The sequence below is a fragment of the Pseudomonas sp. SZ57 genome (assembly GCF_009495975.1).
GTDB lineage: Bacteria > Pseudomonadota > Gammaproteobacteria > Pseudomonadales > Pseudomonadaceae > Aquipseudomonas > Aquipseudomonas syringae.
In genome coordinates, this window is the sequence record NZ_WIBD01000028.1 from 199,967 (window position 1) to 225,886 (window position 25,920).

At 60.6% G+C, this 25,920-nt stretch carries 22 protein-coding genes and 1 pseudogene; 16 read left to right on the plus strand and 7 right to left on the minus strand.

All coding sequences use genetic code 11. The features are described from left to right. The first annotated feature begins 314 nt into the window (after nucleotides 1–314). A complete protein-coding gene (cytX, locus tag GE543_RS23120; RefSeq protein WP_371927238.1) occupies nucleotides 315–1,604 on the plus strand; it encodes a putative hydroxymethylpyrimidine transporter CytX in 1,290 nt (429 codons plus the stop codon). On the opposite strand, the gene GE543_RS23125 is transcribed toward cytX, so the two are convergent. Then, a complete protein-coding gene (locus GE543_RS23125) occupies nucleotides 1,573–2,319 on the minus strand; it encodes an RsiV family protein (RefSeq protein ID WP_003402864.1) in 747 nt (248 codons plus the stop codon). The genes cytX and GE543_RS23125 overlap by 32 nt on opposite strands. A 207-nt stretch (nucleotides 2,320–2,526) precedes the next feature. On the opposite strand from GE543_RS23125, the gene GE543_RS23130 reads away from it, so the two are divergent. From GE543_RS23130 to GE543_RS23175, 10 genes are all read left to right on the plus strand, one after another. Further along, nucleotides 2,527–3,144 carry an NUDIX domain-containing protein gene (locus GE543_RS23130; protein WP_003342963.1) on the plus strand — a complete coding sequence of 206 codons (618 nt, stop codon included), beginning with the start codon at nucleotides 2,527–2,529 and terminating at the stop codon, nucleotides 3,142–3,144. After that, the gene (locus tag GE543_RS23135; protein WP_003431956.1) at nucleotides 3,135–3,587 is read left to right on the plus strand and encodes a DUF1249 domain-containing protein; all 453 of its coding nucleotides are present in this window, start codon (nucleotides 3,135–3,137) and stop codon (nucleotides 3,585–3,587) included. The genes GE543_RS23130 and GE543_RS23135 overlap by 10 nt, the downstream gene beginning before the upstream one ends. A 199-nt stretch (nucleotides 3,588–3,786) precedes the next feature. Beyond that, nucleotides 3,787–4,161, plus strand: coding sequence for a hypothetical protein (locus tag GE543_RS23140; protein WP_010407519.1), 375 nt, complete (start codon nucleotides 3,787–3,789; stop codon nucleotides 4,159–4,161). Between the two features lie 87 nt (nucleotides 4,162–4,248). Beyond that, nucleotides 4,249–5,055 carry a 3',5'-cyclic-AMP phosphodiesterase gene (cpdA, locus tag GE543_RS23145; RefSeq protein ID WP_082100756.1) on the plus strand — a complete coding sequence of 269 codons (807 nt, stop codon included), beginning with the start codon at nucleotides 4,249–4,251 and terminating at the stop codon, nucleotides 5,053–5,055. An 88-nt stretch (nucleotides 5,056–5,143) separates the two neighbouring features. Further along, nucleotides 5,144–5,761, plus strand: a complete 618-nt coding sequence (locus GE543_RS23150; protein ID WP_371927239.1) for a YqiA/YcfP family alpha/beta fold hydrolase — start codon at nucleotides 5,144–5,146, stop codon at nucleotides 5,759–5,761. A gap of 76 nt (nucleotides 5,762–5,837) precedes the next feature. Then, on the plus strand, nucleotides 5,838–7,742 hold the full coding sequence (parE, locus tag GE543_RS23155) for a DNA topoisomerase IV subunit B (RefSeq protein WP_003414454.1): 1,905 nt from the start codon (nucleotides 5,838–5,840) through the stop codon (nucleotides 7,740–7,742). After that, entirely contained in the window at nucleotides 7,739–8,716 is a 978-nt protein-coding gene (locus GE543_RS23160) for an esterase-like activity of phytase family protein (RefSeq protein ID WP_153222463.1), read from the plus strand. Before parE ends, GE543_RS23160 begins: the two co-directional genes overlap by 4 nt. A gap of 38 nt (nucleotides 8,717–8,754) precedes the next feature. Further along, nucleotides 8,755–9,234 (plus strand): TIGR02281 family clan AA aspartic protease, encoded by a 480-nt coding sequence (locus GE543_RS23165; protein ID WP_153222477.1) that lies wholly within the window; start codon nucleotides 8,755–8,757, stop codon nucleotides 9,232–9,234. A gap of 10 nt (nucleotides 9,235–9,244) precedes the next feature. Further along, entirely contained in the window at nucleotides 9,245–11,500 is a 2,256-nt protein-coding gene (parC, locus tag GE543_RS23170) for a DNA topoisomerase IV subunit A (RefSeq protein ID WP_003317178.1), read from the plus strand. Between the two features lie 183 nt (nucleotides 11,501–11,683). Continuing rightward, on the plus strand, nucleotides 11,684–12,379 hold the full coding sequence (locus GE543_RS23175) for a membrane integrity-associated transporter subunit PqiC (protein WP_003414458.1): 696 nt from the start codon (nucleotides 11,684–11,686) through the stop codon (nucleotides 12,377–12,379). Between the two features lie 316 nt (nucleotides 12,380–12,695). Here the strand turns inward: GE543_RS23175 and GE543_RS23180 are convergent, their stop codons facing one another. Next, entirely contained in the window at nucleotides 12,696–14,237 is a 1,542-nt protein-coding gene (locus GE543_RS23180; protein WP_371927241.1) for a histidine kinase, read from the minus strand. A 130-nt stretch (nucleotides 14,238–14,367) separates the two neighbouring features. On the opposite strand from GE543_RS23180, the gene serB reads away from it, so the two are divergent. Then, the gene (serB, locus tag GE543_RS23185; RefSeq protein WP_003431946.1) at nucleotides 14,368–15,582 is read left to right on the plus strand and encodes a phosphoserine phosphatase SerB; all 1,215 of its coding nucleotides are present in this window, start codon (nucleotides 14,368–14,370) and stop codon (nucleotides 15,580–15,582) included. A gap of 66 nt (nucleotides 15,583–15,648) precedes the next feature. On the opposite strand, the gene GE543_RS23190 is transcribed toward serB, so the two are convergent. The 4 genes and pseudogenes from GE543_RS23190 to GE543_RS23200 form a co-directional block, all read right to left on the minus strand. Further along, nucleotides 15,649–17,433 (minus strand): molecular chaperone, encoded by a 1,785-nt coding sequence (locus GE543_RS23190; RefSeq protein WP_153222464.1) that lies wholly within the window; start codon nucleotides 17,431–17,433, stop codon nucleotides 15,649–15,651. 255 nt (nucleotides 17,434–17,688) lie between these two features. Continuing rightward, nucleotides 17,689–18,552, minus strand: coding sequence for an archaetidylserine decarboxylase (gene asd, locus GE543_RS27535; protein WP_256664795.1), 864 nt, complete (start codon nucleotides 18,550–18,552; stop codon nucleotides 17,689–17,691). Between the two features lie 162 nt (nucleotides 18,553–18,714). Then, a pseudogene (locus tag GE543_RS27540) lies at nucleotides 18,715–19,530 on the minus strand (rhodanese-like domain-containing protein); the annotation flags it as partial. A 45-nt stretch (nucleotides 19,531–19,575) separates the two neighbouring features. Next, on the minus strand, nucleotides 19,576–21,111 hold the full coding sequence (locus GE543_RS23200; protein WP_003414465.1) for an HDOD domain-containing protein: 1,536 nt from the start codon (nucleotides 21,109–21,111) through the stop codon (nucleotides 19,576–19,578). A gap of 207 nt (nucleotides 21,112–21,318) precedes the next feature. Between GE543_RS23200 and motA the strand changes: the two genes are divergently transcribed. Both motA and motB read left to right on the plus strand, forming a co-directional pair. After that, nucleotides 21,319–22,170 carry a flagellar motor stator protein MotA gene (gene motA / locus GE543_RS23205; protein ID WP_032697730.1) on the plus strand — a complete coding sequence of 284 codons (852 nt, stop codon included), beginning with the start codon at nucleotides 21,319–21,321 and terminating at the stop codon, nucleotides 22,168–22,170. A 3-nt stretch (nucleotides 22,171–22,173) separates the two neighbouring features. Next, a complete protein-coding gene (gene motB, locus GE543_RS23210) occupies nucleotides 22,174–23,214 on the plus strand; it encodes a flagellar motor protein MotB (protein WP_153222466.1) in 1,041 nt (346 codons plus the stop codon). Between the two features lie 61 nt (nucleotides 23,215–23,275). On the opposite strand, the gene rsgA is transcribed toward motB, so the two are convergent. After that, nucleotides 23,276–24,307, minus strand: coding sequence for a small ribosomal subunit biogenesis GTPase RsgA (gene rsgA, locus GE543_RS23215; protein WP_003317188.1), 1,032 nt, complete (start codon nucleotides 24,305–24,307; stop codon nucleotides 23,276–23,278). A 108-nt stretch (nucleotides 24,308–24,415) separates the two neighbouring features. On the opposite strand from rsgA, the gene orn reads away from it, so the two are divergent. Both orn and GE543_RS23225 read left to right on the plus strand, forming a co-directional pair. Further along, nucleotides 24,416–24,952, plus strand: coding sequence for an oligoribonuclease (orn, locus tag GE543_RS23220; RefSeq protein ID WP_003342999.1), 537 nt, complete (start codon nucleotides 24,416–24,418; stop codon nucleotides 24,950–24,952). 96 nt (nucleotides 24,953–25,048) lie between these two features. Then, complete coding sequence (locus GE543_RS23225; protein WP_003343002.1) at nucleotides 25,049–25,660, plus strand: trimeric intracellular cation channel family protein; 612 nt, start codon at nucleotides 25,049–25,051, stop codon at nucleotides 25,658–25,660. Nucleotides 25,661–25,920 lie beyond the last annotated feature (260 nt).

Sequence of the window (25,920 nt, forward strand, 5' to 3'; positions counted from 1 at the left end):
CTTCAGCGGATGTAACGACCCTTTCGCGAACAAGTTCGCTCCCACGGCCTTCGGCCAGAATCAGAAGCGGACTTGTGCATAGCGATGCATCGGACGCAGAGCACGCTTCTGCCCGAAGGGCGTAGGAGCGACCGGGGCGGCGATCCGCATTGTTCGCGAAAGCTTTATTCCGGGCGATACATCTTCAGCGGATGTAACGACCCTTTCGCGAACAAGTTCGCTCCGGCCTACGGCCAGAAGCCCGCTCTGCGTCCGATTCTGAAGGTGCAGTGCGGCTGCACCCGGTTCCTAGACTTTCCATACGAGACACCCCTGTGAATACACCCGGCACCTATTCTCCCGACACCCCAGTCCCCGCCAGCCAGCGCGTGTTCGGCGGGCGGGATCTGTTTTCCCTGTGGTTTTCCCTCGGCATCGGTCTGATGGTGTTACAGATCGGGGCCTTGCTGGCGCCGGGGCTGGGCATGTCCGGCTCGATGCTGGCGATTTTCCTCGGCACGCTGGTGGGCGTCTTGCTGCTCGCCAGCGTCGGCGTGATCGGCAGCGATACCGGCCTGTCGTCCATGGCTGCGCTCAAGCTCAGCCTGGGCAGCAAGGGCGCGTCGCTGCCCGCGGTATTGAACCTGCTGCAACTGATCGGTTGGGGCTCGTTCGAGATCATCGTCATGCGCGACGCAGCCAGTCTGCTCGGCGCTCGGGCCTTTGCAGAGGGCAGCCTGTGGAGCAGTCCGCTGCTCTGGACACTGTTGTTCGGCGCACTGGCCACGCTGTTGGCCGTCAGCGGACCCTTGACCTTCGTGCGCCGGTTTCTGCGCAAGTGGGGCCTGTGGATACTCTTGACGGCGTGTGCATGGCTGACCTGGAACCTGCTGGCCAAGGCTGATCTGCCCGCGCTGTGGGCAACCTCCGGCGATGGTTCGCTGCCGTTTGCCTCGGGGTTCGACATTGCCATCGCCATGCCGCTGTCGTGGCTGCCGCTGATTGCCGACTACTCACGCTTCGGGCAGCGCGCGAAAAGTGTCTTCGGCGGCACCGCTGCCGGCTTTTTCATTGGCAACTTCTGGCTGATGAGCCTGGGCGTCGCCTACACCCTGGCGTTCGCCCCGAGCGGCGAGGTCAATGCCTTGCTGCTGGCACTGGCCGGCGCAGGTCTGGGTATCCCGCTGCTCCTGATTCTGCTGGACGAGACGGAAAATGCATTCGCCGATATTCACTCGGCTGCGGTCTCCAGTGCTCTGCTGTCACGCATCAAGGTCGAGCATCTGGCGTTGGTGATTGGCGTGATCTGTACGCTGATCGCCTGTCTGGCACCGTTGGCGCAGTATCAGAACTTTCTGTTATTGATCGGCTCGGTATTCGCGCCGCTGTTCGGCGTCGTGCTGGTTGACCATTTCATCCTGCGTGGTCGCAGTGGTCAGGTAGCGGAGGGCGGTTTGCGCTGGATGAGCCTGCTGGCGTGGCTCGGCGGGCTCAGCACCTATCATCTGCTGGCCAATCTTTATCCTGAAGTGGGCGCAACACTGCCAGCGCTCATTGTCGCTGGCGTGTTGCAGCTGCTGATCGGCGGTGCGATCAACCGCGGCCGGGGAACAGTTCCGGCTTGAGGATGCCATTGAGCTGCGGATAAGGAATCTTCAGCTCGATGTGACCCATCGAATACGGCGCGATGGTATCGACCGAGTACTTGAGGATCACTGCACCGTAGGTCAGCGCAATGTGGGGCGTGCGCTTGAACGGCCAGGTCTTCATGAACTCGCTGTCTTCATTCATCTTGGTCGATACCAGCCAGCCCTGGTGGGCCAGTTGGGCTTTCTGCCAGAACTCGCTTTCCTTGCCCGGGATGATCATGTCAGCCAGGGTCAGGACTTTCTGCTGCTGACGCGAATAGTTGATGAACGCCCGACCCGGGTTGCCGTGGGCACCGCCGGTCTCCAGATAGCTGGACAGTTCGACCACTACGATACCGTCATGCTGCTCGCGTACCTTGGCCTGCAGATAGCTGGCGTTGCGACCCTGGGCCTGGCTCAGGAACTGTTCCTGATAGGCTTTGATCGACGCAGGCGGCGATGCGCTGCTGTCGGCAACGGTCAGTTGCAGCAACGTCTTCTGAACGATGGCGTCCAGCCGCGGCTCATCGGGGAAGTGCACGGTATCGATGTTCACCAACGGGCAGTCGGCCGTGGTGCAGCCCGGCTTGATCAGCTCGGAAGCATCGCGCTGGACTTGCAGCGGTGTGCGCATGTTGGGCGTGAAGAGGCTTTGGCAGGCGCCGAGCAACAGGGCCAGGCAAGCCAGTGAAGTGATCCTCAATAACGACATGTTGATCCTTGGCAGTGTCAGTAAAGGCGGTTGCGTTGTACGTATGCAGGCTGGTTGGACTGTAAACAACGTCTTCGGTTCGATCATGGCAGATTAGAATTGTTTTAAGTCCCGGCCGTCTACCCTGCATCTTCAAGGGGGCTGCATCTGACTGCCGATGCGCGTTAGGATGGCCCGATGTCAAACACGGCGGCAAGCGAGAAACCCATGACCCAGACCACACGATCTGCACCAAGCGCTTTTGAAACCATAAAGCGTGAAAACTGCTTCAAGGGCTTCTATAAGCTGGACAAGCTGCATGTGCGCCACGAATTGTTCGCGGGCGGGATGAGCAAGGAAATCAGCCGTGAACTGTTCGTTCGCCACGACGCCGTCTGCGTGCTGCCTTATGACGCCAAACGTGACGAAGTCGTGCTCATCGAGCAGTTTCGTGTAGGCGCCATGAAAAAGACCAACAACCCCTGGCTGGTCGAACTGGTTGCAGGCCTCATCGACAAGGACGAGCAGCCGGAAGAAGTTGCTCATCGCGAGGCGGAAGAGGAAGCTGGACTGAAGTTCGAAGCGTTGTGGCCGATCACCAAATACTTCCCTTCGCCGGGTGGCAGCGACGAGTATGTTCACCTGTTTCTGGGGCGCTGCACGAGCGAAGGCGCGGGCGGCTTGCACGGGCTGGAATCCGAAGGCGAAGACATCCGGGTCACGGTCTGGTCATTCGATGACGCCATGCAGGCGATGAAAGACGGAATAATCAAGAACGCATCGACGATCATCGCCTTGCAATGGCTGGCGCTGAATCGTGCAGAGATAAGGGGTTTATGGTCGTGAATCCAGTGCGCGAACGCTACCGTGTCGATCTTGCCGGACTGCAGGCCGCGTGCGAGGCCAACTACGCGCGCCTGATGCGCCTGCTGCCCGACATGCGCAACGAACAGCGCTCACGCCGCGTCGCCGTTACCCAGGGTGATCAGATGCTGGGCGTGCTGGCCGTCGAAGTGCTGCTCGACTGCCCGTACACCACCACCTTGCAGGTCTGCCAGGAACACAGCCTGCCCTGGCTACCGGTGCCCAAGCTCGAAGTACAGGTCTACCACGACGCACGCATGGCCGAAGTCATCGGCGCCGAACATGCACGGCGCTTCCGGGGCATCTATCCCTACCCCAACGCCGACATGCACCAACCAGACGAAAAAGCCCAGCTCAACCTGTTTCTGGGCGAATGGCTGAGTCACTGCCTGGCGTGCGGGCATGAGTTTGAGGCGGTGCGTTAACTCCTTTCCTCAGTTGTTCTCGTACTACCGCTTCCCGGCTTCGCTCTGGATTTCTCCCACATCTGATTGACCAGCAAGTGACATCAACTGACAGTGGGTGTGCTTCGGTCCTGTAGGTTGTTTCTGAAAATACCCCGGCACCTTGGATTTGAAACCCAATGCCTTACATTCGGCCTGAATTGATTTGCAGGTATAACGAATGAGTTACTTAGGCACTCCTCGGCGTCAGTTAGCGTGCTTCGCTGGAATCACTTTCAGCCTTTTCAGCTATATCGAGGTGATAACCCTGACAGGCAGCGCTCTGCGTGGGGAGCACTCCCTGTATATGGCCATTATCGGAGCGGTCATCGGTATTCTGTCTTTGAGGCTCATGCCGTGGATCGTTCATCTGGCTGGATTGGCAGGAATGATTCTTGGTGTTGCCCTGGAGCTTTTGCTGGCGGGATATCTCTGGCCCGGAATGCCTTATGAGCGCGTGTTGAGCTATCTCTTGGGTGCGGGACTGGCAGGCATGGTGTCGGCCGGACTTATTGCTTCAATTGTGCTCAAGCACCGAGCGAATCAGCAAATGTGACCAAATGCTCGTCCGCACGCACATTCCCGGTTTACCCGCCCGTTGCCGCATCACATAATCGCGCTGAATCCTCTCTGGGAGACGGTCTTGCCGAGCGCAGCCCTTTCATCGTCAGTTTTGCTGGTGCAGATATCCGATAGCCACTTGTTCGCCGAGGCGGACGAGGCGTTGTTGGGCATGAGTACGCGGGACAGTCTGGAAAAAGTCGTTGATCAGGTGCTGGCCGAGCAGCCGCACGTCGATCTTGTGGTCGCCAGCGGCGATATCTCGCAGGACGGCAGTGTCGAGTCTTACCAAGCGTTTCGTCGGATCAGCGGGCGGATCGATGCGCCAGCGCGCTGGTTCGCCGGTAATCACGACGAACTGCCGCAGATGGAGCAGGTTGCGCAGCCTAATGGGCTGCTGGACCCTGTGGTGGATATCGGCCAGTGGCGGGTGACGCTGCTGGATTCGGCGGTGCCCGGTTCGGTGCCGGGTTTTCTCGCGGCTGCGCAATTGCAGTTGCTGGAGCAGTCGCTGAGCGAAGCGCCTGACCGGCATCATCTGGTCTGCCTGCACCATCACCCGGTGGCGATTGGTTGTGAGTGGATGGCGCCGATCGGCTTGCGCAATGCCGATGCGTTGTTTGCTGTGCTCGATCGTTTTCCGCAGGTTCGCGCCATACTGTGGGGGCATGTGCATCAAGAGTTTGACCAGATGCGTAACGGCGTGCGCCTGCTGGCGTCGCCTTCGACCTGCATTCAGTTCGCCCCGGGCAGTGTGGATTTCAAGGTGGACACCACGGCGCCGGGCTATCGCTGGCTGCGACTGCATGACGATGGACGGCTGGAAACGGCTGTTTCCCGAGTGGTCGGCCTGGAATTCGAGGTCGATTACGGCGGCACCGGCTATTGATCGGGCAGGCGGATACGTTTCCGGTGAGGTGCTGTAGCGTAAGTCCCTGTAAACTACACGGCTTTGCCTGGCACCCGGGAGCAACAGCGTGACGAGCGACACACCTTCACTGCTATACATCCATGGCTTGAACAGCTCGAACCTGTCGAGAAAGGCCTGTCAGCTCAGCGCGCTGATGAAATCCCTGGGTCTGGCTGATCGTCTGCAAGTCCCTGAACTGCATCACCATCCGCGTCATGCCATGCTCCAGCTTGAAGCGGCTATCACGGCGCTGGGACGGCCATTACTGGTCGGCAGCTCCCTCGGCGGCTACTATGCGACTCATTTGGCGCAACGGCATGGCCTCAAGGCGGTGCTGATCAACCCGGCAGTCAATCCGCATCAGCTGTTCGACGGGTTTCTCGGCGTGCAACAGAACCTGTACACCGGCGAGCAGTGGCAGTTGACCGAAGACCATATCTGGGCGCTGGCCGAGCTGGAAGTACCCGCGCCGCAGGACCCGCAGCAGTTCCAGGTGTGGCTGCAGACCGGTGACGAGACGCTCGATTATCGTCGCGCCGAGAAGTTTTACCGGGCCTGTGCCTTGCGTATTCAGGCGGGCGGCGACCACAGCTTTCAGGGTTTTGCCGAGCGCATGCCGGCACTGCTGACGTTTGCCGGATTTGCCCCCGATCTGTTGCAGAAGATCGATCTGTCGGCGCTGTAGGTGATCGATGCCCGGTCATACGAATGCAAGAACATTGAACCCCCGAAATTCCATGAAAGATTGATAACGAGAACCCATGGCCACTCCCAGCGCTAGCTCTTATAACGCAGACGCCATCGAAGTCCTCTCGGGCCTCGATCCGGTTCGCAAACGTCCGGGCATGTACACCGACACCTCGCGGCCCAACCACCTGGCTCAGGAAGTCATCGACAACAGCGTCGACGAAGCCCTGGCCGGTCACGCGCGTTCGGTACAGGTCATCCTTCATGCCGACAATTCGCTCGAAGTCTCCGACGACGGCCGCGGCATGCCGGTGGACATCCACCCCGAAGAAGGCGTGTCCGGCGTCGAGCTGATCCTCACCAAGCTTCACGCAGGCGGCAAGTTTTCCAACAAGAACTATCAGTTCTCCGGCGGCCTGCACGGCGTGGGCATTTCCGTGGTCAACGCGCTGTCCACTCAGGTTCGGGTGCGGGTCAAGCGTGATGGCAACGAATATGAAATGACCTTCGCTGACGGCTACAAGGCCACCGAACTGGCGGTCGTCGGCACCGTTGGCAAGCGCAACACCGGGACCAGCGTCTATTTCGCCCCCGATCCGAAGTATTTCGATACGCCGAAGTTTTCCGTCAGCCGTCTCAAGCATGTGCTCAAGGCCAAGGCGGTTCTGTGCCCGGGCCTGCTGGTCAGCTTCGAAGACAAATCCAGCGGCGAGAAAGTCGAGTGGCATTACGAAGACGGCCTGCGCTCCTACCTGCAGGACTCGGTCACCGACTTCCTGCGCCTGCCGGACGAGCCGTTCTGCGGCAGCTTCACCGGTAACAAGGAAGCGGTCGACTGGGCGCTGCTCTGGCTGCCCGAAGGGGGCGACAGCGTTCAGGAAAGCTACGTCAACCTGATCCCGACGGCGCAGGGCGGCACCCACGTGAACGGTTTGCGCCAGGGCTTGCTGGATGCCATGCGCGAGTTCTGCGAGTTCCGTAACCTGTTGCCGCGTGGTGTGAAGCTGGCCCCGGAAGACGTCTGGGAGCGCATTGCCTTCGTCCTGTCGATGAAAATGCAGGAGCCGCAGTTCTCCGGGCAGACCAAAGAACGTCTGTCGTCCCGTGAAGCGGCGGCTTTCGTCTCGGGTGTGGTCAAGGATGCGTTCAGCCTGTGGCTCAACACGCACTCCGAGCTGGGCCTGCAGCTGGCCGATCTGGCGATCAACAACGCCGGTCGGCGCCTCAAGGCGAGCAAAAAGGTCGAGCGCAAGCGCATCACCCAAGGGCCGGCGTTGCCGGGCAAGCTGGCTGACTGTGCCGGACAGGACCCGGCGCGCTCTGAACTGTTTCTGGTCGAGGGTGATTCTGCTGGTGGCTCCGCCAAGCAGGCTCGCGACAAGGAATTCCAGGCGATCCTGCCGTTGCGCGGCAAAATCCTCAACACCTGGGAAGTGGACGGCGGCGAAGTGCTCGCCAGTCAGGAAGTCCACAACATTGCCGTGGCCATCGGGGTTGACCCGGGCGCAGCCGATATTAGCCAGTTGCGTTACGGCAAAATCTGCATCCTGGCTGACGCCGACTCGGACGGTCTGCACATTGCGACGCTGCTGTGTGCCTTGTTCGTGCAGCACTTCCGCCCGCTGGTCGACGCCGGGCATGTGTACGTCGCCATGCCGCCGCTGTACCGGATCGACCTGGGCAAGGAAATCTACTACGCGCTGGACGAAGCCGAGCGTGACGGGATCCTTGACCGTCTGGTCGCTGAAAAGAAACGTGGCAAGCCGCAGGTCACCCGATTCAAGGGCCTGGGTGAGATGAACCCGCCGCAGTTGCGCGAAACCACCATGGACCCGAACACCCGGCGCCTGGTGCAGCTCACGCTGGATGATTTCGCCGCCACCTCGGAAATGATGGACATGCTGCTGGCGAAGAAACGTGCAGGTGATCGCAAGTCCTGGCTCGAGTCGAAGGGCAACCTTGCCGAGGTCCTGACTTGATACGAGCCTGGCTCGCCGCCCTGATCCTGATTGCCGCGCCGGTTGTCGCTGCGCCACTCGAGGCCCTGAAGCTGCAATCCGAGCACCCGGTGGATGACATGGCCGGTGGCAATCTGTCAGGTCTGGCGATGTGCAACGGCCAGTTGTGGACCGTGTCCGACCGTGACGATGATGTGCTGTACAGCCTGGATGTGTCGCAAGACACCTGGAAGGCTCAGTCACATCACATTGACGCACCTGCGCCACAAAGCTATCTGCCGTTGAAGTTGCGTTTCATGGCCGGGCTTTCCGCGCTGATACGCGGCGGTAGTCTGGATTTCGAGGGTGTCAGCTGCGACGCCGCCGGCAATCGCTATCTGGTGAGCGAGGCTTACGGCGCAGTGCTCAAGGTTCCGGTCAGCGGTAAGCCGTTCTGGCTGGATTTGCCACAAGCGCTGGTGGATCAGGCGCGCGCTCAGGGCATGTTGCAGCGCTTTAACGCGATTTTCGAAGGGATTGCTGTCAGTCCTGTGGGCGACCGTCTCTGGCTGGCGGCCGAACGCGAGAAGCGCGGCTTGCTGGTGGTGCAACGCGACAAGGAGCAGTGGACCTGCGGGCAAAGCTGCGTGCTGCTGTCCGAGTCCGGTCTGGACGCGTTGCCGCCGGAGCAGGGCAGCAAAAAGGTGTCGACGGATTTTTCTGATGTGTCGTTGTACAACGGCAAGCTGTTCACGCTGGAACGTGCGGTGTATCGCATCTGTCGGCGTGATCTCGAAACCGGGCAGGTCGAGCGTTGCTGGTCGTTCGCCAAGGAAGCCATGGTGCCGTCGCGTCGTTACGATCAACCCTACGGGCTGACCGAGGCACTGGTGGTGGACGAGAAGGGCGCTTGGATCGGCATCGACAATAATTTCGGTGTGCGTGCCGACGGTGAGAAACGCCCGATCGTCTGGCGTTTCGCTGCACCTGAGGCGGGCTGGAGCGCTGAGCAGTGAGCGAGGTGCAGCCTGGCAAACGCGCTGGCAAGGTGCTGATGATCGTGGCCTGGGCGGCCGGTCTGTTTCTCGCGACGCGCTTTTTCGGCGATTGGGAAGACCGGCAGCAGAACCCCAACGCCGTGGTCACCTCGCAACACGGTGACGGCTATATAGAGGTGCAACTGGCAGGCAATCGTCAGGGGCACTTCGTCACCACCGGCCAGATCAACGGCCGGACAGTGGAGTTCATGATCGACACCGGGGCGACCGATGTGGCCGTACCCGGTGATATGGCTGACCGCCTGGGGCTCAAGCGTGGCTTTCCGGTCACGGTCAGCACGGCCAACGGCAACAGTCAGGGTTTTCGGACCACGCTTGACCGCTTGCAACTGGGCGATATCGTCCTGACCAATGTGCGTGCCCTCGTGGCACCCGGTCTGGACGGTGAACAGGTGCTGCTGGGTATGAGCGCAATGAAACAACTCGAATTCACACAGCGTGGCGGCAATTTGCTGCTGCGCCAGTCAACGAAATAATGAGGCCCGCATGAGCGACTCCCTTGACCTCAGCCTGGATGGTGTAGAACGCCGATCACTGGCGGACTTCACCGAACAGGCCTACCTCAACTACTCCATGTACGTGATCATGGACCGTGCCTTGCCGCATATCGGTGACGGCCTGAAGCCTGTTCAGCGACGCATCATCTACGCGATGAGCGAACTGGGCCTGGGTGCCGACGCCAAGCACAAGAAGTCGGCGCGTACCGTCGGCGACGTGCTCGGCAAGTTCCACCCGCACGGCGACTCGGCCTGTTACGAAGCGATGGTGCTGATGGCTCAGCCGTTCAGCTACCGCTACACGCTGGTGGACGGGCAGGGCAACTGGGGTGCGCCGGATGACCCCAAATCCTTTGCGGCCATGCGCTACACGGAGGCGCGTCTGTCGCGTTACTCGGAAGTTCTGCTCAGCGAGCTGGGCCAGGGCACCGCTGACTGGGTACCAAACTTTGACGGCACCCTGGACGAACCTGCGGTTTTGCCGGCACGTTTGCCGAACATCCTCCTCAATGGCACCACCGGTATCGCCGTCGGTATGGCGACCGATGTGCCGCCGCATAACCTGCGCGAAGTCGCCAGTGCCTGCGTTCGTCTGCTGGACGATCCCAAGGCCACGGTTGCCGAGCTGTGCGAGCACATTCTGGGGCCGGACTATCCGACCGAAGCGGAAATCATCACGCCGCGTGCCGACCTGCTGAAAATCTACGAGACCGGACGTGGCTCGGTGCGCATGCGTGCGGTTTACCGCATCGAAGATGGCGACATTATCGTCACCTCACTGCCGCATCAGGTTTCCGGTGCCAAGGTGCTGGAACAGATCGCCGCGCAGATGCAGGCCAAGAAACTGCCGATGGTTGCCGACCTGCGCGACGAGTCGGACCACGAGAACCCTTGCCGTATCGTGATCATCCCGCGCTCCAACCGGGTTGAGCTGGACGAGCTGATGCAGCATCTGTTCGCGACCACCGAGCTGGAATCCAGTTACCGGGTGAACATCAACATCATCGGTCTGGATGGCAAGCCGCAGCTCAAGAACCTCAAGACGCTGCTGGGCGAATGGCTGACGTTCCGTATCGGTACGGTGCGTCGCCGTCTGCAATTCCGCCTGGACAAGGTCGAGCATCGTCTGCACCTGTTGGACGGTTTGCTCACGGCTTACCTGAACCTCGATGAAGTGATCCACATCATCCGTACCGCCGAGCATCCGAAAGCGGAGCTGATCGCGCGTTTCGATCTGTCGGAAATTCAGGCCGATTACATCCTCGACACTCGCCTGCGTCAGTTGGCGCGTCTGGAAGAGATGAAGCTGCGCAGCGAGCAGGATGCATTGCGCAAAGAGCAGGCCAAGCTTCAGGCGTTGCTGGGCAGCGAGTCCAAGCTGCGCAAGCTGGTGCGTGCCGAGCTGATTGCCGACGCTGAAACCTATGGTGACGACCGTCGTTCGCCCATCGTTGCCCGTGCCGAAGCCAAGGCGCTGTCTGAAAACGAATTGATGCCCACCGAGCCGGTGACTGTCGTCCTGTCGGAAAAAGGCTGGGTACGCTGTGCCAAGGGCCACGACATCGACGCGACCGGGCTTTCCTATAAAGCCGGGGACGGTTTCAAGACCTCGTCCATCGGCCGCTCCAATCAGTTCGCCGTGTTCATCGACTCGACCGGGCGCAGCTATTCGGTTGCGGCCCACACCCTGCCATCCGCGCGGGGCCAGGGCGAGCCGCTGACGGGCAAGCTGCAACCGCCACCGGGTGCGACCTTCGAATGCGTATTGTTGCCTGAAGATGATGCGTTGTACGTGATCGCGTCGGATGCCGGTTATGGTTTTGTCGTCAAAGGCGAAGACCTGCAAGCCAAGAACAAGGCGGGCAAGGCGTTGCTGAGCCTGCCGGCCGGGGCGAAAGTCATCCTGCCTCGCCCTGTGCCTGATCGTGAGCAGAACTGGCTGGCGGCGGTGACCACCGAAGGCCGCCTGCTGGTGTTCAAGATCAGCGATTTGCCGCAGCTGGGCAAAGGCAAGGGCAACAAGATCATCGGTATTCCGGGTGAGCGGGTAGCCAGCCGTGAAGAGTATGTGACTGATCTTGCGGTGATCGGACAAGGCGCTACGCTGGTACTTCAGGCGGGCAAAAGAACGCTGTCGCTGAAACCTGAAGACCTCGAACATTACAAGGGTGAGCGAGGCAGACGTGGCAATAAACTGCCAAGGGGCTTCCAGAGGGTCGATGCATTATTGGTGGAAAATAGCTGAAAACATTGATCTGGCACCAAGGTTCTTCGTTTTGCCATGAAGTACGATGCATAATCGCTGGAGTCATGGTGCATATTCACGGATGATATGGGGTCTTGGGGTGCATGCGTGGCTCAGTGCCTGCATGGGTCTTGAAAGTACTAATACTGTGGCCTGTCTCTGGACGGCCACCTGGATGGGATGATGAATTTTCTACGCCTTCCCTTGATCCTGCTGATGACTGGCGTTCTGGGTCTGGCTGGTTGCAGTGTGCACCAGCCGACCGCGCTTTATCAGCTCGATAGTGGTGAGCCTGGTCAGCCGAAACAGAGTAGTGGTCTGGCAGTATTGCTGGGTCCTGTTTCGGTGGCCGACTATCTGCAACGCGAAACTCTGCTGCAACGCCAGCCTGACGGTACCTTGACCGCTTCGTCCGATGGGCGCTGGGCGGGTAACCTGTCTTCGGATATTGACCAGTTGCTCTTGCGTCAGCTGGCCTGGAAGCTGGACAGCCAGCGTGTCGTCATGGCGCCTGCAACGGCCAGCTTCACGCCCGATGTTCAGGTCGTGCTGTCCATCACCCGCCTGGACTCCGGTGCCAAACAGCCTGCGGTACTGGATGCGCAATGGCGTCTTCTGGACCGTAAGGGCCACGTCCGTGACAGCCGACTGGTTCACCTGGAACAAGTCCATGCCGGCAGCTCTGCCGATCAGGTCAAAGCCCAGGGCATGCTGTTGCAGCGGCTGGCTGATCAGGTCAGCACGGCGATCAAGCCGATTTCCTGGCAGGCGCTCGACGAGCCGAAAAAAACGCCTGTCGCCAAGGCCAAAGAGCCTGACAAGCCAAGAATTCCACTGGCGTCCCCTATACGCACCGATCTGGAAGTGTTCCGCTTCTAGGATCGGCCCAACAAAAAGCCCGCATCGCTGCGGGCTTTTTGTTGGGCGCTCATCTCTGGTTCCCACACCTCGGCGTTCCTGATGCGCTGCATAGTCAGGATAGGACGCAGAGCGGCATGCCCACGCTGGAGCATGGGCACGACGGTGGTCTTGCGGACACCTATCGTTCCTCACGCTCCGCGTGGGAATGCAGTTCGTGACGCTCTGCGTCACCTGTTTGCGCCGGACCAGGTCAGTCAGGATAGGACGCCGAGCGCCCAGAGCGGCGTGCCCATGCAGAGCATGGGCACGAGAGAGGAGTGAGCGGAGGAGAAGATCAGGCCTTGTTGGATTCGTGCATGCGCGCCAGCTGGCGTTCGAGCATCGACGGGTAGGGCTCCATCAGGCGTTCTACGCAGCAGGCACCTTCCGGGCTGGCGATCGGGCGGATGCGGGCGCGTTGGCGGATCAACGGGTCGTCGTTGATGCGGCGCTCGACCAGCAGCAGGTTGCGGCTGTGCTGAGACAGCGCCAGTGCATCCTGCGCGGTTTCGGTCAGCAACAGATCGATCTGGCTCAGCCCACTCAAGCCCTCGCCCAGCGTCAGGCCCAGTTGCAGTTGCAAGGTGATGCCGCTGTCGGCCACCTCGATCTGCAAGGCATGGCTGAGTGCGCGCAACAGCTCACCGCAGCAGATCGCGTTGGTCAGGTAGTCATCACCGCTTTCGTGGCTGTGGAACAGCATCAGCGTGCTGCCGTCATTCAGCGTGTGCAGCTCGCTTTCATACAGCGAGGCGGCCTGATCGAGGCAGTCGCGGTAGCGTTGCAGCAATTCGGTCAGGCGTGCGCGCGGCAGGCGGCGCAATTGATCCTGCGCACCCAGCTGCACGGCCAGCACTGCGCTGTTATGCGGTTCGATCGGCGCTACCGAGGCAGCCGCCGGGCGAACGGCTGGCGAGTTGTCCGAGTGGTCGCGCAGATCGGCGAATGGATCCTCATCGTCGTCTTCATCTTCTTCGGCAACGATGCGGCGCTGCACCGGTGGTGCCGGCAAGCGCGGTTTTGCTTCGCTGCTGCGTGCCGAAACCTTTGGTGCGGGCTTCTCTTCCGGCTCCAGATAAGGATCTTCGCTGTCGTCTTCCTCGCCGTCATACTCAGGCTCGGGCAGTGGGTCTGGCTCCGGCACCGGCGGCGCGAACGAGGTGCGCAGCTGGCGCGCCAGATCGCCGACTTCATCCTGGCGATCGGTGGCCGGTGTGTACGGGTCAATATTCCGTAGCCAGATACGCATCTGCATCAGTGGCGTGGAGATGTGGCGGCCAAGGCGCAGGCTCAGGGCCAGCGCCAGGGCCAGCAGGATACCGGCCAGAATGCCCATGCTCTGCAGACTGATGGTCAGTGGCTGCTGGAACTGCGACATGTCGAGGCTGATGCGCAGATGGCCCGCCATCACGTCCTGGAACGTGATCTTGATTTCATACAGACCCTGAGCTTCCCCCAGCAGCCCGTTTTTCGGGCGCTGGCCGGCCTCCGCGAGGATGCGGTTATCCACACTGTAGATAGCGGCATGCGCGACCAGCGGATTCTTGACCAGATTGCCCAGCAGCACGTTGAGGCTGAGGATGTCGTTGGACACCAACAGCTCGGTAGCCGAGGTGGCGGTCTGGGTGGTCAGGGCCTGCCCCAGCGCATCAGCCTGTTCATGCATGGCCTGCTTGAACTGCAGGCCCATGACACCGGCGTAGATCACCAGCGCCAAAGCGACCAGGATCACGTTATGGCTGGCAATGCGCAAAGCGATCGGTACACGGCGATGACGCAGGGCACGAAAGATGAGCAGGAAGAAATTATCGGTTTTAACGGGCGTGGGCCGGTTCACAGAGCACGGCTCTTTCGGTGAAGTTGTCGCGCAGTATAACGAGCGACCCAGTGGCGGCAAAGCGCTGCCTGTGCCCGGTGGTCACTGAATGTGGTTAGAATGCGGTTTTTTTCCACTGCGGGGGTGCGCCTTGCGCGAAATCGTCCTGATTAACATCACTGGTGTCGACCGTCCCGGTCTCACTGCGGCCATCACCGGCGTCCTCGCCCAGGGTGGCGTGAACATTCTCGATATTGGTCAGGCGGTGATCCACGACACCCTGTCGTTCGGCATCCTGGTTGAAATTCCGGATACCGTGCAGGGATCCTCGGTGCTCAAGGACATCCTGTTCACCGCCTACGAACTGGATCAGCAAGTCCGTTTCACGGCGGTGTCCGAAACCGACTATCAACACTGGGTCGAAGGCCAGGGCAAGGCGCGTCACATCGTTACGCTGCTGACCCGCAAGGTCACGGCCGAGCAATTGCAGTGCGTCAGCGCCATCACTGCCAAGTACGGGCTGAATATCGATCAGATCGATCGTTTGTCCGGTCGCATGCCGCTCGACACCCCGGCCGACAAGGGCAAGGGCTGCATCGAGTTCACCGTGCGCGGCGAGCCTGCCGATCCGAAAGCCATGCAGGCCGAATTCCTCGCGGTTGCCCAGGATCTCAACGTCGATATCGCGTTCCAGCAGGATTCGCTGTTCCGTCGTAACCGGCGCCTGGCGGTGTTCGACATGGATTCGACCCTCATCGAGGCCGAAGTCATCGATGAACTGGCCAAGGCTGCGGGCGTCGGCGAGCAGGTTTCCGAGATTACCGAGCGTGCCATGCGCGGCGAACTGGATTTCAGCGAAAGCTTCAAAGAGCGTCTGGCCCTGCTCAAGGGGCTCGATGTGAGTGTGCTGGATGAAATCGGCGCGTCTCTGCGCCTGACCGAAGGCGCTGAAACGCTGTTCTCCGAGCTCAAGCGGCTGGGTTACAAGACGGCGATTCTGTCGGGTGGCTTCACCTATTTTGCCAAACAGCTGCAAGCAAAGCTGGGCATCGATTACGTCTTTGCCAATGAACTGGAAGTGGTTGACGGCAAGGTGACCGGCGTAGCCGTCGAGCCGATCGTCAATGCGCAGCGCAAGGCCGATCTGTTGCGCGAACTGGCCCACAAGGAAGGGTTGAGCCTGGAGCAGACCATCGCGGTCGGCGACGGTGCCAATGACTTGCCGATGCTGGCGATTGCCGGGCTGGGTGTAGCGTTCCGTGCCAAGCCGCTGGTCAAGCAATCGGCCAAACAGGCCATTTCGACGCTGGGACTCGATGGCGTGCTGTACCTGCTGGGTTTCCGCGACCGCGAAGGAAAGCGCTGACGCTCGGACCGTCGTGGTCTGCCCCTGATGGCGAGGGGCCAATCGCGACGGCTGCCGCAATGACCGCTACAGCGTGCCCCACAAGGAATCGAATTCCTGATCCGGCCTGACCTTTTCGGTTTCGGCCGCTTTCGGGGTGTCGTACATCTGATACTCGAACTGATTGTAACTGGCGCTGCTGACCTGCCGGTTGCTCAGTGACGCGCGGCGTTCTTCACCGTCGACGTTGATCATCACCTTGTTGCCTTCCTGAAACGGCAGGCGTGGTGCAAGCACGGTGGGCGGTTTTTCCATGGCTCGTACTTCGGGCAGCATCAGGGTTCGCAGGTACTGGCTGTTCTGCTGTTCGCGAATCAGTTGCATACCGCACGGCTGGGCAAACGGGGCGATCAGTTCGATCCCCATCTGTGTGCCGCCGCTGCGTACCTGACGGATCCAGCGCACGATGGCAATGCTCCAGCCCTGGCCTGCGTCGTCCTGAATACCCACCAGCTCGCCAGCCTGCAACTGCTGAGGCACATCCTTCTGCCACGCCAGGCAGTAACCGCCCGGGCTGTGGTTGACGATATTCAGGTCGAAGGTCGGAAACGTGTGCTGGTTGTTGGAAAGCGATTCGCTGTCGCCGTCGTTTTTCGGGTATTCGATCTCTTCGTAAGGCAGCAGAACGGATGAGCTCTTGCCGCGCTGCGTATCAAAGGCCGAGGCCCATGGATCGTCCGCGTCATCATTGGCCATCTTCAACGAAAAGCTCGCTGCACTGGTGGCGCTGTTCAACTGCAACAGCTCGCTGAACGACTTCTGGCCCGCGACATAGAAATGCAGCGCGCTCATGCCGATGCACAGTTTCAGCGTGCCCTTACCAGGCGTGCGTTGAAAGGTGCGTTCGGCCACATCGCCCCAGGCGACCGCCAGATGCTGCAGCAGGTCGGTGTTGATGCCGGTTGGAATCAGCAGCGGCGAGGGCGTGCGCTGGTCGTCGGGCAGGGCCAGGTACTGATTGATCGCTTCCGCCAGCGCGAACGTGTTGATACCCAGCAGCCGTGGAGATTGTTCGTCGTTGAACAGCGTGCGATACAGCGGTGGTTTGTCGGCAGTCGGATCCAGGGCAAACAGGCTGCTCTCCTCGACAGGCGACTGCAGCTTTACCAGCGCGCTCCAGGCCTCCAGCGCATCGGCCAGTTTGCCGATGTTCAGCTGACGCATCTGATTGCAGCGCGAGCAGCCCATCAGCAGCGCGATCACATAGGTCTGTTCCACGCTCAGCACTTTGCTGTGATGGGCCAGAGGCTCTTCGACCGGCGTGTTGTGCAACTGGTACTGACGGGCAATCTGGTAGATCTGGTGCAGTTCGAGCCACAGGCCGTCCTGAACCGGACAGTAAAGCTGGTTGGCGCGAATCAGCGGCCCGTTGAGCCCGTGCAGTGCGCGTTGCAACGCCATGCTGAACAGCCCGGCCTGGTCTCGGGTGTAGCGCGGGGCGACCTGTTGAATGATCTGCTTGTAACCGGTCGCCAGATGGTTTTGCAGCGCCTGGCAGAGGTTGGCCACCTTGCGTGGTCGCTCGTCCAGCACAATGGCCTGATTGAGAAAGTGGCGTTCAAGGTGCTTGCAGACGAAGTACACCTCGGGCCGCAGCAGTTCAAGCAATTGCAGGCGGTTTTCGCTCGGGGTGATCAACTGGTTCAGCTCGGTCAGCCCTTGATAGAGCTGGCGTGCCATTTCTCCGAGGTTTGCCTTGGGCAATCTGGAGATCCAGCGTTTGAGGTCGCGGGGGTTGGCTTCACTGAATGTCAGGCTCGACTGCGTCGGCGTGGGGGCACGCAATAGCAGAGGGAGGCTAAAATTACTCATGTGACAGGCAAGCTCCAACAACTCACTGGCGCGGACGATGGCTTCATAAGGGGGCCGAGGTTATCTCGCACCCGCGATGTGCCGAGCATACGCCCATGAAAGTGCGAAGTATCCTACAGCATCAATCGGACGACTTTACCAGTATCGACGTCGCTTCGCAGCAGTTATGGCCCTAAGCTACTACCGTCCGGCGGCACGTTGCATGAGCGCCACTGTCCATCATCGGACACTCATGCATCAAGGCTCAGGCCTCCATTATGCCTGGGCCGGAACGGCCAGTGCCTGGCCCATTTGAACCTTGGAGCCAGCGGTCAGTTGTTCGGCCCATTTCACCTGACCTGCACCGAACAGCACGATGGCGGTAGAGCCCAGCTTGAACCGACCCATTTCGGCACCTTTCTCCAGATGGATCGGCGCACGCGCCGCTTCGTCGTAGCTGAATGTCTTCAGTTCACGCTTGGGCGGCGTGACCAGCCCGGCCCATACCGTTTCGACAGACGCCACAATCATCGCGCCCACCAGTACCACTGCCATTGGCCCGCGCTCGGTGTCGAACAGGCAGACCACCCGCTCGTTACGGGCGAACAGCTCGGGTACGTTTTCGGCTGTGGTCTGGTTGACCGAGAAGATGCGGCCCGGTACGTAGACCATTTCGCGCAGCGTGCCAGCCAGTGGCATGTGTACGCGGTGATAGTCCTTCGGCGACAGGTAGACGGTTGCGAACTCGCCGCCCATGAACGGCGCTGACAGCTTGGGATCACCGCCGAGCAGTTCGAGCACGCTGAAACTGTGGCCCTTGGCCTGGAAGATCCGGCCGTGGTCGATAGGGCCCAACTGGCTGATGGCACCGTCGGCTGGCGAAAGAATCGCGCCCGGCGTGGCATCGAGCGGGCGGGCGTCGGCTTTCAATGCGCGGGTGAAGAACGCGTTGAAGTGCTCGTAGGACGTCAGGTCTTCGACCAGTGCCTGCGACATCTCCACTTGATAACGGCGGGCAAACCACGCGGTGAAAGCGTTTTTGAACCAGCGCACGCGGCATTCGGCAACGCAGCCTGCCAGTCGGGACAGCAGGTGGTGCGGCAGCAGGTACTGGCTGATGATGAACAAGCGGTCTTTCATTGAAGGTCCTGAGGATGAGTGTCCTGAATATTTCTGTGAGGTCCGTCCCGGTTCGGTGGCGCGGGCCGGCTCGACGGTTTCGGCTGGTGCTGGTGCTGGCTGCGCAGACGTGACGGGTTGTGCAACCTCGACTGCCTCGACGGGCGCGGCGGCCACATTCGGGAGTTCTACCGGTGTCTCCGGGTGATTGCCCCATTCGCCCCACGAGCCGGCATAGGCCTTGACCCTTGGGTAGCCCAGCGCCTTGGCCACCAGATAGGTGAAGCCCGAGCGGTGATGGGTCTGACAGTGCGTGATGATTTCCTTGTCGGGCGTGATGCCCAGCTCGCGAAGGATCTCCGGCATGTCCTGGCGAATGCGCAGGTTGCGCGCCTTGTCCATGCCCGCCGTCCACTCGAAATTGACGGCGCCGGGTATGTGGCCGCCTTTGGCCGCGACCACTTTTTCGCCCGAATACTCGGTCGGCGCGCGGGCATCCCAGATCGCCAGGTCGGCGGCGCCCAGACGACTCTGCAGGTACTCACGCGTGGCGGTAGGTTCGTCGTGCAGCGTCGTCAGCGTGACCGGGGCATCGGCAGCAGGCGGAACGTCGGTGCTCAGCGGCAGCAATTGCGCTTCCCAGGCCAGCAGCCCACCGTCCAGATAGTGATAACGGCTGTGGCCGATGACATCCAGCAGCCAGATGAAACGCCCAGCCCAGCCGCCGCCTTCGTCATCGTAGACGACATACACGGCGTCGGGATTGTGGCCCAGCTCGCCGAACAGTTGCTCAAGACTGGCAGTGTCGGGCAGCAGACCGGGGGCAGGAGGCTTGCCCAGTTGTGTACGTTTCGGATCGACGAAGCGGGCACCGCGAATGTGCCCGGCTTCGTAGCGAGCGCTGCTGGTCAGATCCACGAGGATCAGTTCCGGGGCGTCTAGACGCTCAAGCAGATCGTTGGGTTCGATGACCAGCGACAAGCCAGTGAATGCGGACATTTGCAGCCTCCGATGAAAGGAAAGGGGCGAATTGTACGCCAGGCCTCAGGCTTTGCGATGACTAAAGATGCCCAGTGCCCGTTCAATACATTGCGCGGTTTTTCCGAATGCCTGTACGGAAATTTCCGACAAGGCCCCGCCGCCCTGGTCGGCGACCACCAGCAGCATGACTTTGCCGTTGTTGCTCAGCGAGCGAATCAGCCAGTGCTGGCCGCTGAACAGGGTTTTCAGCTGCGGGGGCAGCAGCGCGGCAAATTGCGCACTGTTGGCGGGTGTCATGCGTAACTGCGTTGGCTGGGTCAGCAGGCGTTGCAGCACGGTGCTTTCCTTGATGAACAGCTGCAAGGTAGCGGCGTCCTTTGGCAGGCCGGCAGTCTGATTGACGCGCAGCACCGTTGACGTCTTGTCCAGCATCAGCAGCATGACCCGCTCCATGCCACACGAGATAAATGCATCGCGCGCCGAGGTGGTCAGGTGCATGGCGTTGATGAACGGGCTGGGATCCTGCAGCAGCTCGGCGCATTGCTTGCGCCACAGTTGCAGGGCGTCGGCCGATGGCGGCGGTGCAGGTTCATTGTCACGCCTTACACGCCGTGCGTCCCACGGCCAGATCAGCGATTCGGCCGGGTGCCAGAGGTCTTTTTCCGCATGGACGCGTGCGCTGCTGGCGGCATTCTGGTGCGCCTGTTGCTGTACTTCGCTCATCGACTGTTGCAGGTACAGGCTGGTCAGCCGTTCCCAGCGCAGGCAATGCGGGCTGTTCCAGGCCTGTTGTGCGGCCAGCGCCAGGCCGTTGCCCAGCAACACGGTATTGGCGGGCTGATTCAGCCAGCGGCGCAGGTTGGGGTCGTCGTCCATGAGTTGTTGCTGCTGCAGCGGGCTGTTGTCTTCGCGGGCGATGCGCAGCGCCTTGGCCAGATCGCGTCGCTCGTTGATCAACAGCTTATAGCCGCGCGTAACCCAGATCGGCAGGCGCCAGAACTCTGCGAGTGCCAGGCACAATTCCAGCAGGTTGACGCCGAACAGCTCTTTTTCCACTGCAACGCTGGAATGGCCCTTGTGGATAACCCGCAGCTCCAGTTCTTCGAGCAGCTTCGGATAGGCCAGCGCCATTGGCCAGAGCGGCGACAGAAACAGCAGGCTGCCCATGTGAATGTCCTGCCAGAGTCGCGCAAGGCGGCTGGCAAACAGGCCGTTGGCCTGTTGCGTGGCGTGCTGGCTGACCAGAATCAGCTGGCGATAGGCTGCAGGAATTTCTTCGGGCGGCTTGGCCGGCAAACGGCCCAGCAGGACTTCGGTACGCGCCAGACCCAGGCGGTTGATCGCAATTTCGAGGCTCTCGGCCTGCTCGGTCAACCCGTGGGTGTGATGGTTGGCCTCGCGCATCACGCTGAGCACCAGCGCAGGACTTTCCTGCATCATTTCGGCGATTTCACGCAGCGACCGACGACTGTCGTTCAGTGCGGCGCGGACGTGTCCATGATTGACGGCAGGGACCGGCAACGCGATGCCGTCAAGCAGTTTGACCCAGGCATCCAGCGTCTTCGGAACGAGGTGATGTGCTGCGTGTACTGTCGGCATTCGAGGGCCTGTGCGGCTGATTATCTGAGCTGGGAAACCGCCAGCGTACGGGGCACTGAGGCCATTTTCCTCCTTTTATGGAGGCGCATAAATGGGTTTTTCAAAAGAACCGGCTATAGTCTGGCCCAGTTAGGCCGATAAGGAGAAGAAGAGATTCAACAACTTCCGGACTGTCCCTGAACCCGACTCAGTAAAGTATTTTTTCCTATGGCTAAAATCATCGGCATCATTGTCGTTATCGCAAGTGTCCTCGGTGGATATGTGCTGTCCCATGGCAAGGTCATGGCGCTGTTCCAGCCCTACGAGGTCTTGATTATCGGCGGTGCTGCGCTGGGCGCGTTCCTCCAGGCCAACCCTGGCTACATGTTCATGCACGTGTTCAAGAAGTCGCTGAAGATGTTCGGTACTCGCTTCACACATGCCTATTACCTCGAAGTGCTGGGGCTGGTTTACGAAATCCTCAACAAAAGCCGCCGTGAAGGCATGATGGCGATTGAAGGGGATATCGAAGACGCTGCTTCCAGCCCGATCTTCGCCAAATACCCGGGTGTCCTCAAGGATGAGCGCATGACTGCGTACATCTGCGACTACCTGCGCATCATGTCGTCCGGCAACATGGCTCCCCATGAGCTGGAAGGTCTGTTCGACATGGAACTGCTGAGCATGAAAGAAGACCTCGAGCATCCATCCCACGCCATTACCGGTATCGCTGACGGTATGCCCGGCTTCGGTATCGTGGCTGCGGTACTGGGTATCGTAGTGACCATGGCGTCGCTGGGTTCCGGCGACAAGGCTGCGATCGGTATGCACGTAGGTGCGGCACTGGTCGGTACGTTCTTCGGTATTCTCGCGGCTTACGGTTTCTTCGGTCCTCTGGCCACCAGCCTTGCGCATGATGCCAAGGAAGAAATGAACGTCTACGAGGCCATCAAGGCGTCGCTTGTGGCCTCGGCCTCCGGCATGCCGCCTTCGCTGGCTGTCGAGTTCGGCCGCAAGGTTCTCTATCCGCTGCATCGCCCCAGCTTCAGCGAGCTGGAACAAGCGGTTCGCGGTCGCTAAGTCATGGAAAATAATCAGCCGATTATCATCAAGCGCGTAAAGCGCTTTGGTGGCGGACATCACGGCGGTGCCTGGAAAATCGCGTTTGCCGACTTCGCGACCGCGATGATGGCGTTCTTTCTGGTGCTGTGGCTGATGTCGTCTGCCACCCCCGAGCAATTGCTCGCGGTTGCCGGTTATTTCAAGGACCCGGTCGGCTTCTCGGACAGCGGTTCGCCGTATGTGATCGATCTGGGCGGTTCGCCGGAGATGTCGCCGAACCAGACGCTGAACCCTGAGGTTCAGACCACGCCGTCGCCGGATACGGTGCCGATCGAAGCGGAAAATGCCGAGACCAAGGCTGAAGCGGTGGAGCAGGAGCGTCTGGAGATGCTGCTCCAGGAGTTGCAGACCAAGGTCGAGGAAAATCCGCAGCTGCAGAAATTCAAGGATCAGATTCTGTTCGAGATCACTCAGGACGGTTTGCGTATCCAGATCATGGATGCCGAGAACCGGCCGATGTTCGACTCGGGCAGCGCGCGCCTCAAGCCTTATTTCGAAGATATTCTGCTGGCCCTGGCTGACACCATCAAAAGTGTGCCGAACAAAGTCAGTATCAGCGGCCACACCGATGCGACGCCTTTCGTGGGCAGTGGCGGGTTCGGCAACTGGGAGCTTTCGGCCAACCGTGCGAACGCTGCACGCCGTGCGCTGGTAGCCGGGACGTATCCGGATTCACAAGTAGCGAGGGTAGTGGGGTACGCGTCGTCTGCTCTTTATGACCGCCAGAACCCGACCAACCCGATCAATCGCCGCATCGATATCGTGGTGCTGACCAAAAAGGCCCAGCACCGCATCGAGGGCGATCAGAACTCCGGTGGTGCGCCAGTCACACCTGCCGCGCCGGCAGCACCGTCAGCACCGGCGCCTGCGACACCCGCGGCTCCGGGGGCTTCGACAGCGGCGCCACCTGACCCGCAGGCCTACGCCCAGCCGCGCGAGATCCGGCAGAAGCTGAACATCTTTGACGATGGCAAGTTGCGGGTCGAGCCGGCCCAGAACTGAGCTGTAACCGATACAAAAACGCCGCGATCATCGCGGCGTTTTTGCGTGCGGCGTTCGGTGCTCAGTAACTGTCTTGCGGCAGGCTGGCAATGATCGAGCGGTAGCTGTTCATGCGCTGCTGTTGCACGCGGCCGTCCTCAAGCCCCTTGAGCAGGGCGCAGCCCGGTTCGCGGTCATGCTTGCAGTCACGAAAGCGGCAGGTGCCGATCAGGTCGTTGAACTCGATGAAACCTGCCTCTACGTCGGCACGACTGACGTGCCCCAGGCCGAATTCCCGGATGCCCGGCGAGTCGATCAGATCGCCGCCGCGCGGGAAGTGGAACAGGCGCGCGGTGGTCGTGGTGTGTGTGCCCTGGCCGGAAACTTCCGACAGCGGGCCGACCCGAGTGTCCGTTTCCGGCAACAGGCTGTTGACCAGCGAGGACTTGCCGACGCCGGACTGGCCGACGAACACGCTGATGTGCCCGTCAAGCTGGCTTTGCAGACTCTGCATGCCGTCACCGTGGTGTGCGGACACTTCCAGCACCGGATAACCCAGCGTGCGGTAGACCGCCAGCAGCGCATTGAGCGCGGGCGCATTCTGTTCGTCGATCAGGTCGGCCTTGTTGAGCAGCAGCAACGGACGAATCCCGGCATGCTCGGCGGCCACCAGATAGCGGTCGATCAGGTTGGCATGTGGCTCGGGCATCGGCGCGAAGACGATCACGATCAGGTCGACGTTGGCAGCCACAGGCTTGAGCTGGCCGCGTGAATCCGGGCGGCGCAGTTCGGTGGTGCGAGGCAGTTGCGCGACGATCACGCCAATGCCCTGATTGCCGGCGCGCCATACCACGCGATCACCGGTCACCAGCGCAGGCAGGTTGGCGCGCAGGTGGCAGCGAAAGACCTGACCGGTCGCTTCGCCTTCCTGGGCCTCGACTTCGACTTGCACGCCGAAGTGAGCGATCACCAGGCCCGTCTGCTCGGGGCCGAGGTCGCCACCCTCAAGTGTTTCAAGCGTAGCGGACTCGCGTTTTGCCGCGCGGGCAGCACGCTCGCCCTGAATTTTTTCGATGCGCCAGTTCTGACGACGATTGAGTTGGCGTTTGGCCATGGGTGTTCCGATGTGATGTAACCGATGAATTAGGCAGTACGATGGATCGGCAGGAGTCTAGCACGGCAGGGTGAGCTAAACTGCGCGCCTACGCTGAGGAGTCGACACATGCAGAACAAGCAGAACCTGATCTGGATCGATCTGGAAATGACCGGTCTGGACCCTGATACCGATGTCATTATCGAAATGGCCACGATCATCACCGATAGCGAGCTGAACACCCTGGCCGAAGGTCCGGTGATCGCTGTGCATCAGAGCGACGAAACGCTGGCGAAAATGGACGAGTGGAACACTCGCCAGCACGGCGGTTCGGGCCTGACCCAGCGCGTGCGGGAAAGTACCGTCAGCATGGCTGAAGCCGAGGCGCAGACCCTTGAGTTCATCAAACTGTGGGTGCCAGAGCGCAGTTCGCCGATCTGCGGCAACAGCATCTGCCAGGATCGCCGCTTCCTGTACCGCCACATGCCGACGCTGGAAAACTACTTCCACTACCGAAACCTGGATGTCTCGACCCTCAAGGAACTGGCTGCGCGCTGGTCCCCCGAGCTGAAATTCAAGAAAGGCAGCACCCACCTGGCGCTCGATGATATCCGCGAGTCGATTGCCGAGCTGCGCTTTTATCGTGAGCACTTCATCAAGGCCTGATCGAGACTCGCAGGTGCAGTGAATAATCTTCGCTGCACTCTTTCAGTGCGTTGGTCGGCTGGTTAGACTGCGCGCCTTTGTCGCAGAGTCCCCGCCATGTTGCTGATGCTTTATCTGATCGCTATCACTGCTGAAGCCATGACGGGAGCCCTGTCTGCAGGGCGGCGCGGGATGGACTGGTTCGGCGTGGTGCTGATTGCCTGCGTCACGGCGCTGGGTGGCGGGTCGGTGCGCGACGTGCTGATCGGTCATTACCCGCTGACTTGGGTCAAGCACCCGGAGTATCTGGTTCTGACCAGTGTGGCGGCGCTGGTGACGATCTTCATCGCGCCATTGATGCGTCACCTGCGCTCACTGTTTCTGGTGCTCGATGCACTGGGGCTGGTGGCCTTTACCCTGATCGGCTGCATGACCGCGCTGGAGGCCGGGCACGGTCTGCTGATCGCGTCAGTCTGCGGCGTGATCACCGGGGTTTTCGGCGGCATCCTGCGCGACATCTTCTGCAACGACATCCCGCTGATCTTCCGCCGCGAGCTGTACGCCAGCGTGTCTTTTCTGGCCGCGTGGTGTTTTCTGCTGTGTCAGTACCTGCAACTGCCCAACGAACAAGCGGTACTGATCACCCTGTTCGGCGGCCTGCTGCTGCGCCTGCTGGCGATTCGTTTCCGCTGGGAAATGCCCAAGTTTGTCTATAAAGACGAGCCTTGAAGAGGGGGGAAGGCCACGAGCGGCATGCCCAAGCTCGTCTTGTGGGAGGCAATGTTGTTCAGTCATAACCATGTATGAGCGAGCCGGGCCACGCTTCGCTTGCTCGCGAAGGCTGACTGACAGAGGCATAAATCTCCGGCGATTGTCCCTGCCTCTTCGCGAGCAAGCTCGCTCCCACAGGAATATGGTGTGACCCCCGAAGGTTGGTCAATTATCCCCCTACGCTGCCTTGGCAGCCTGCATTCTGTATTCCACAGGAC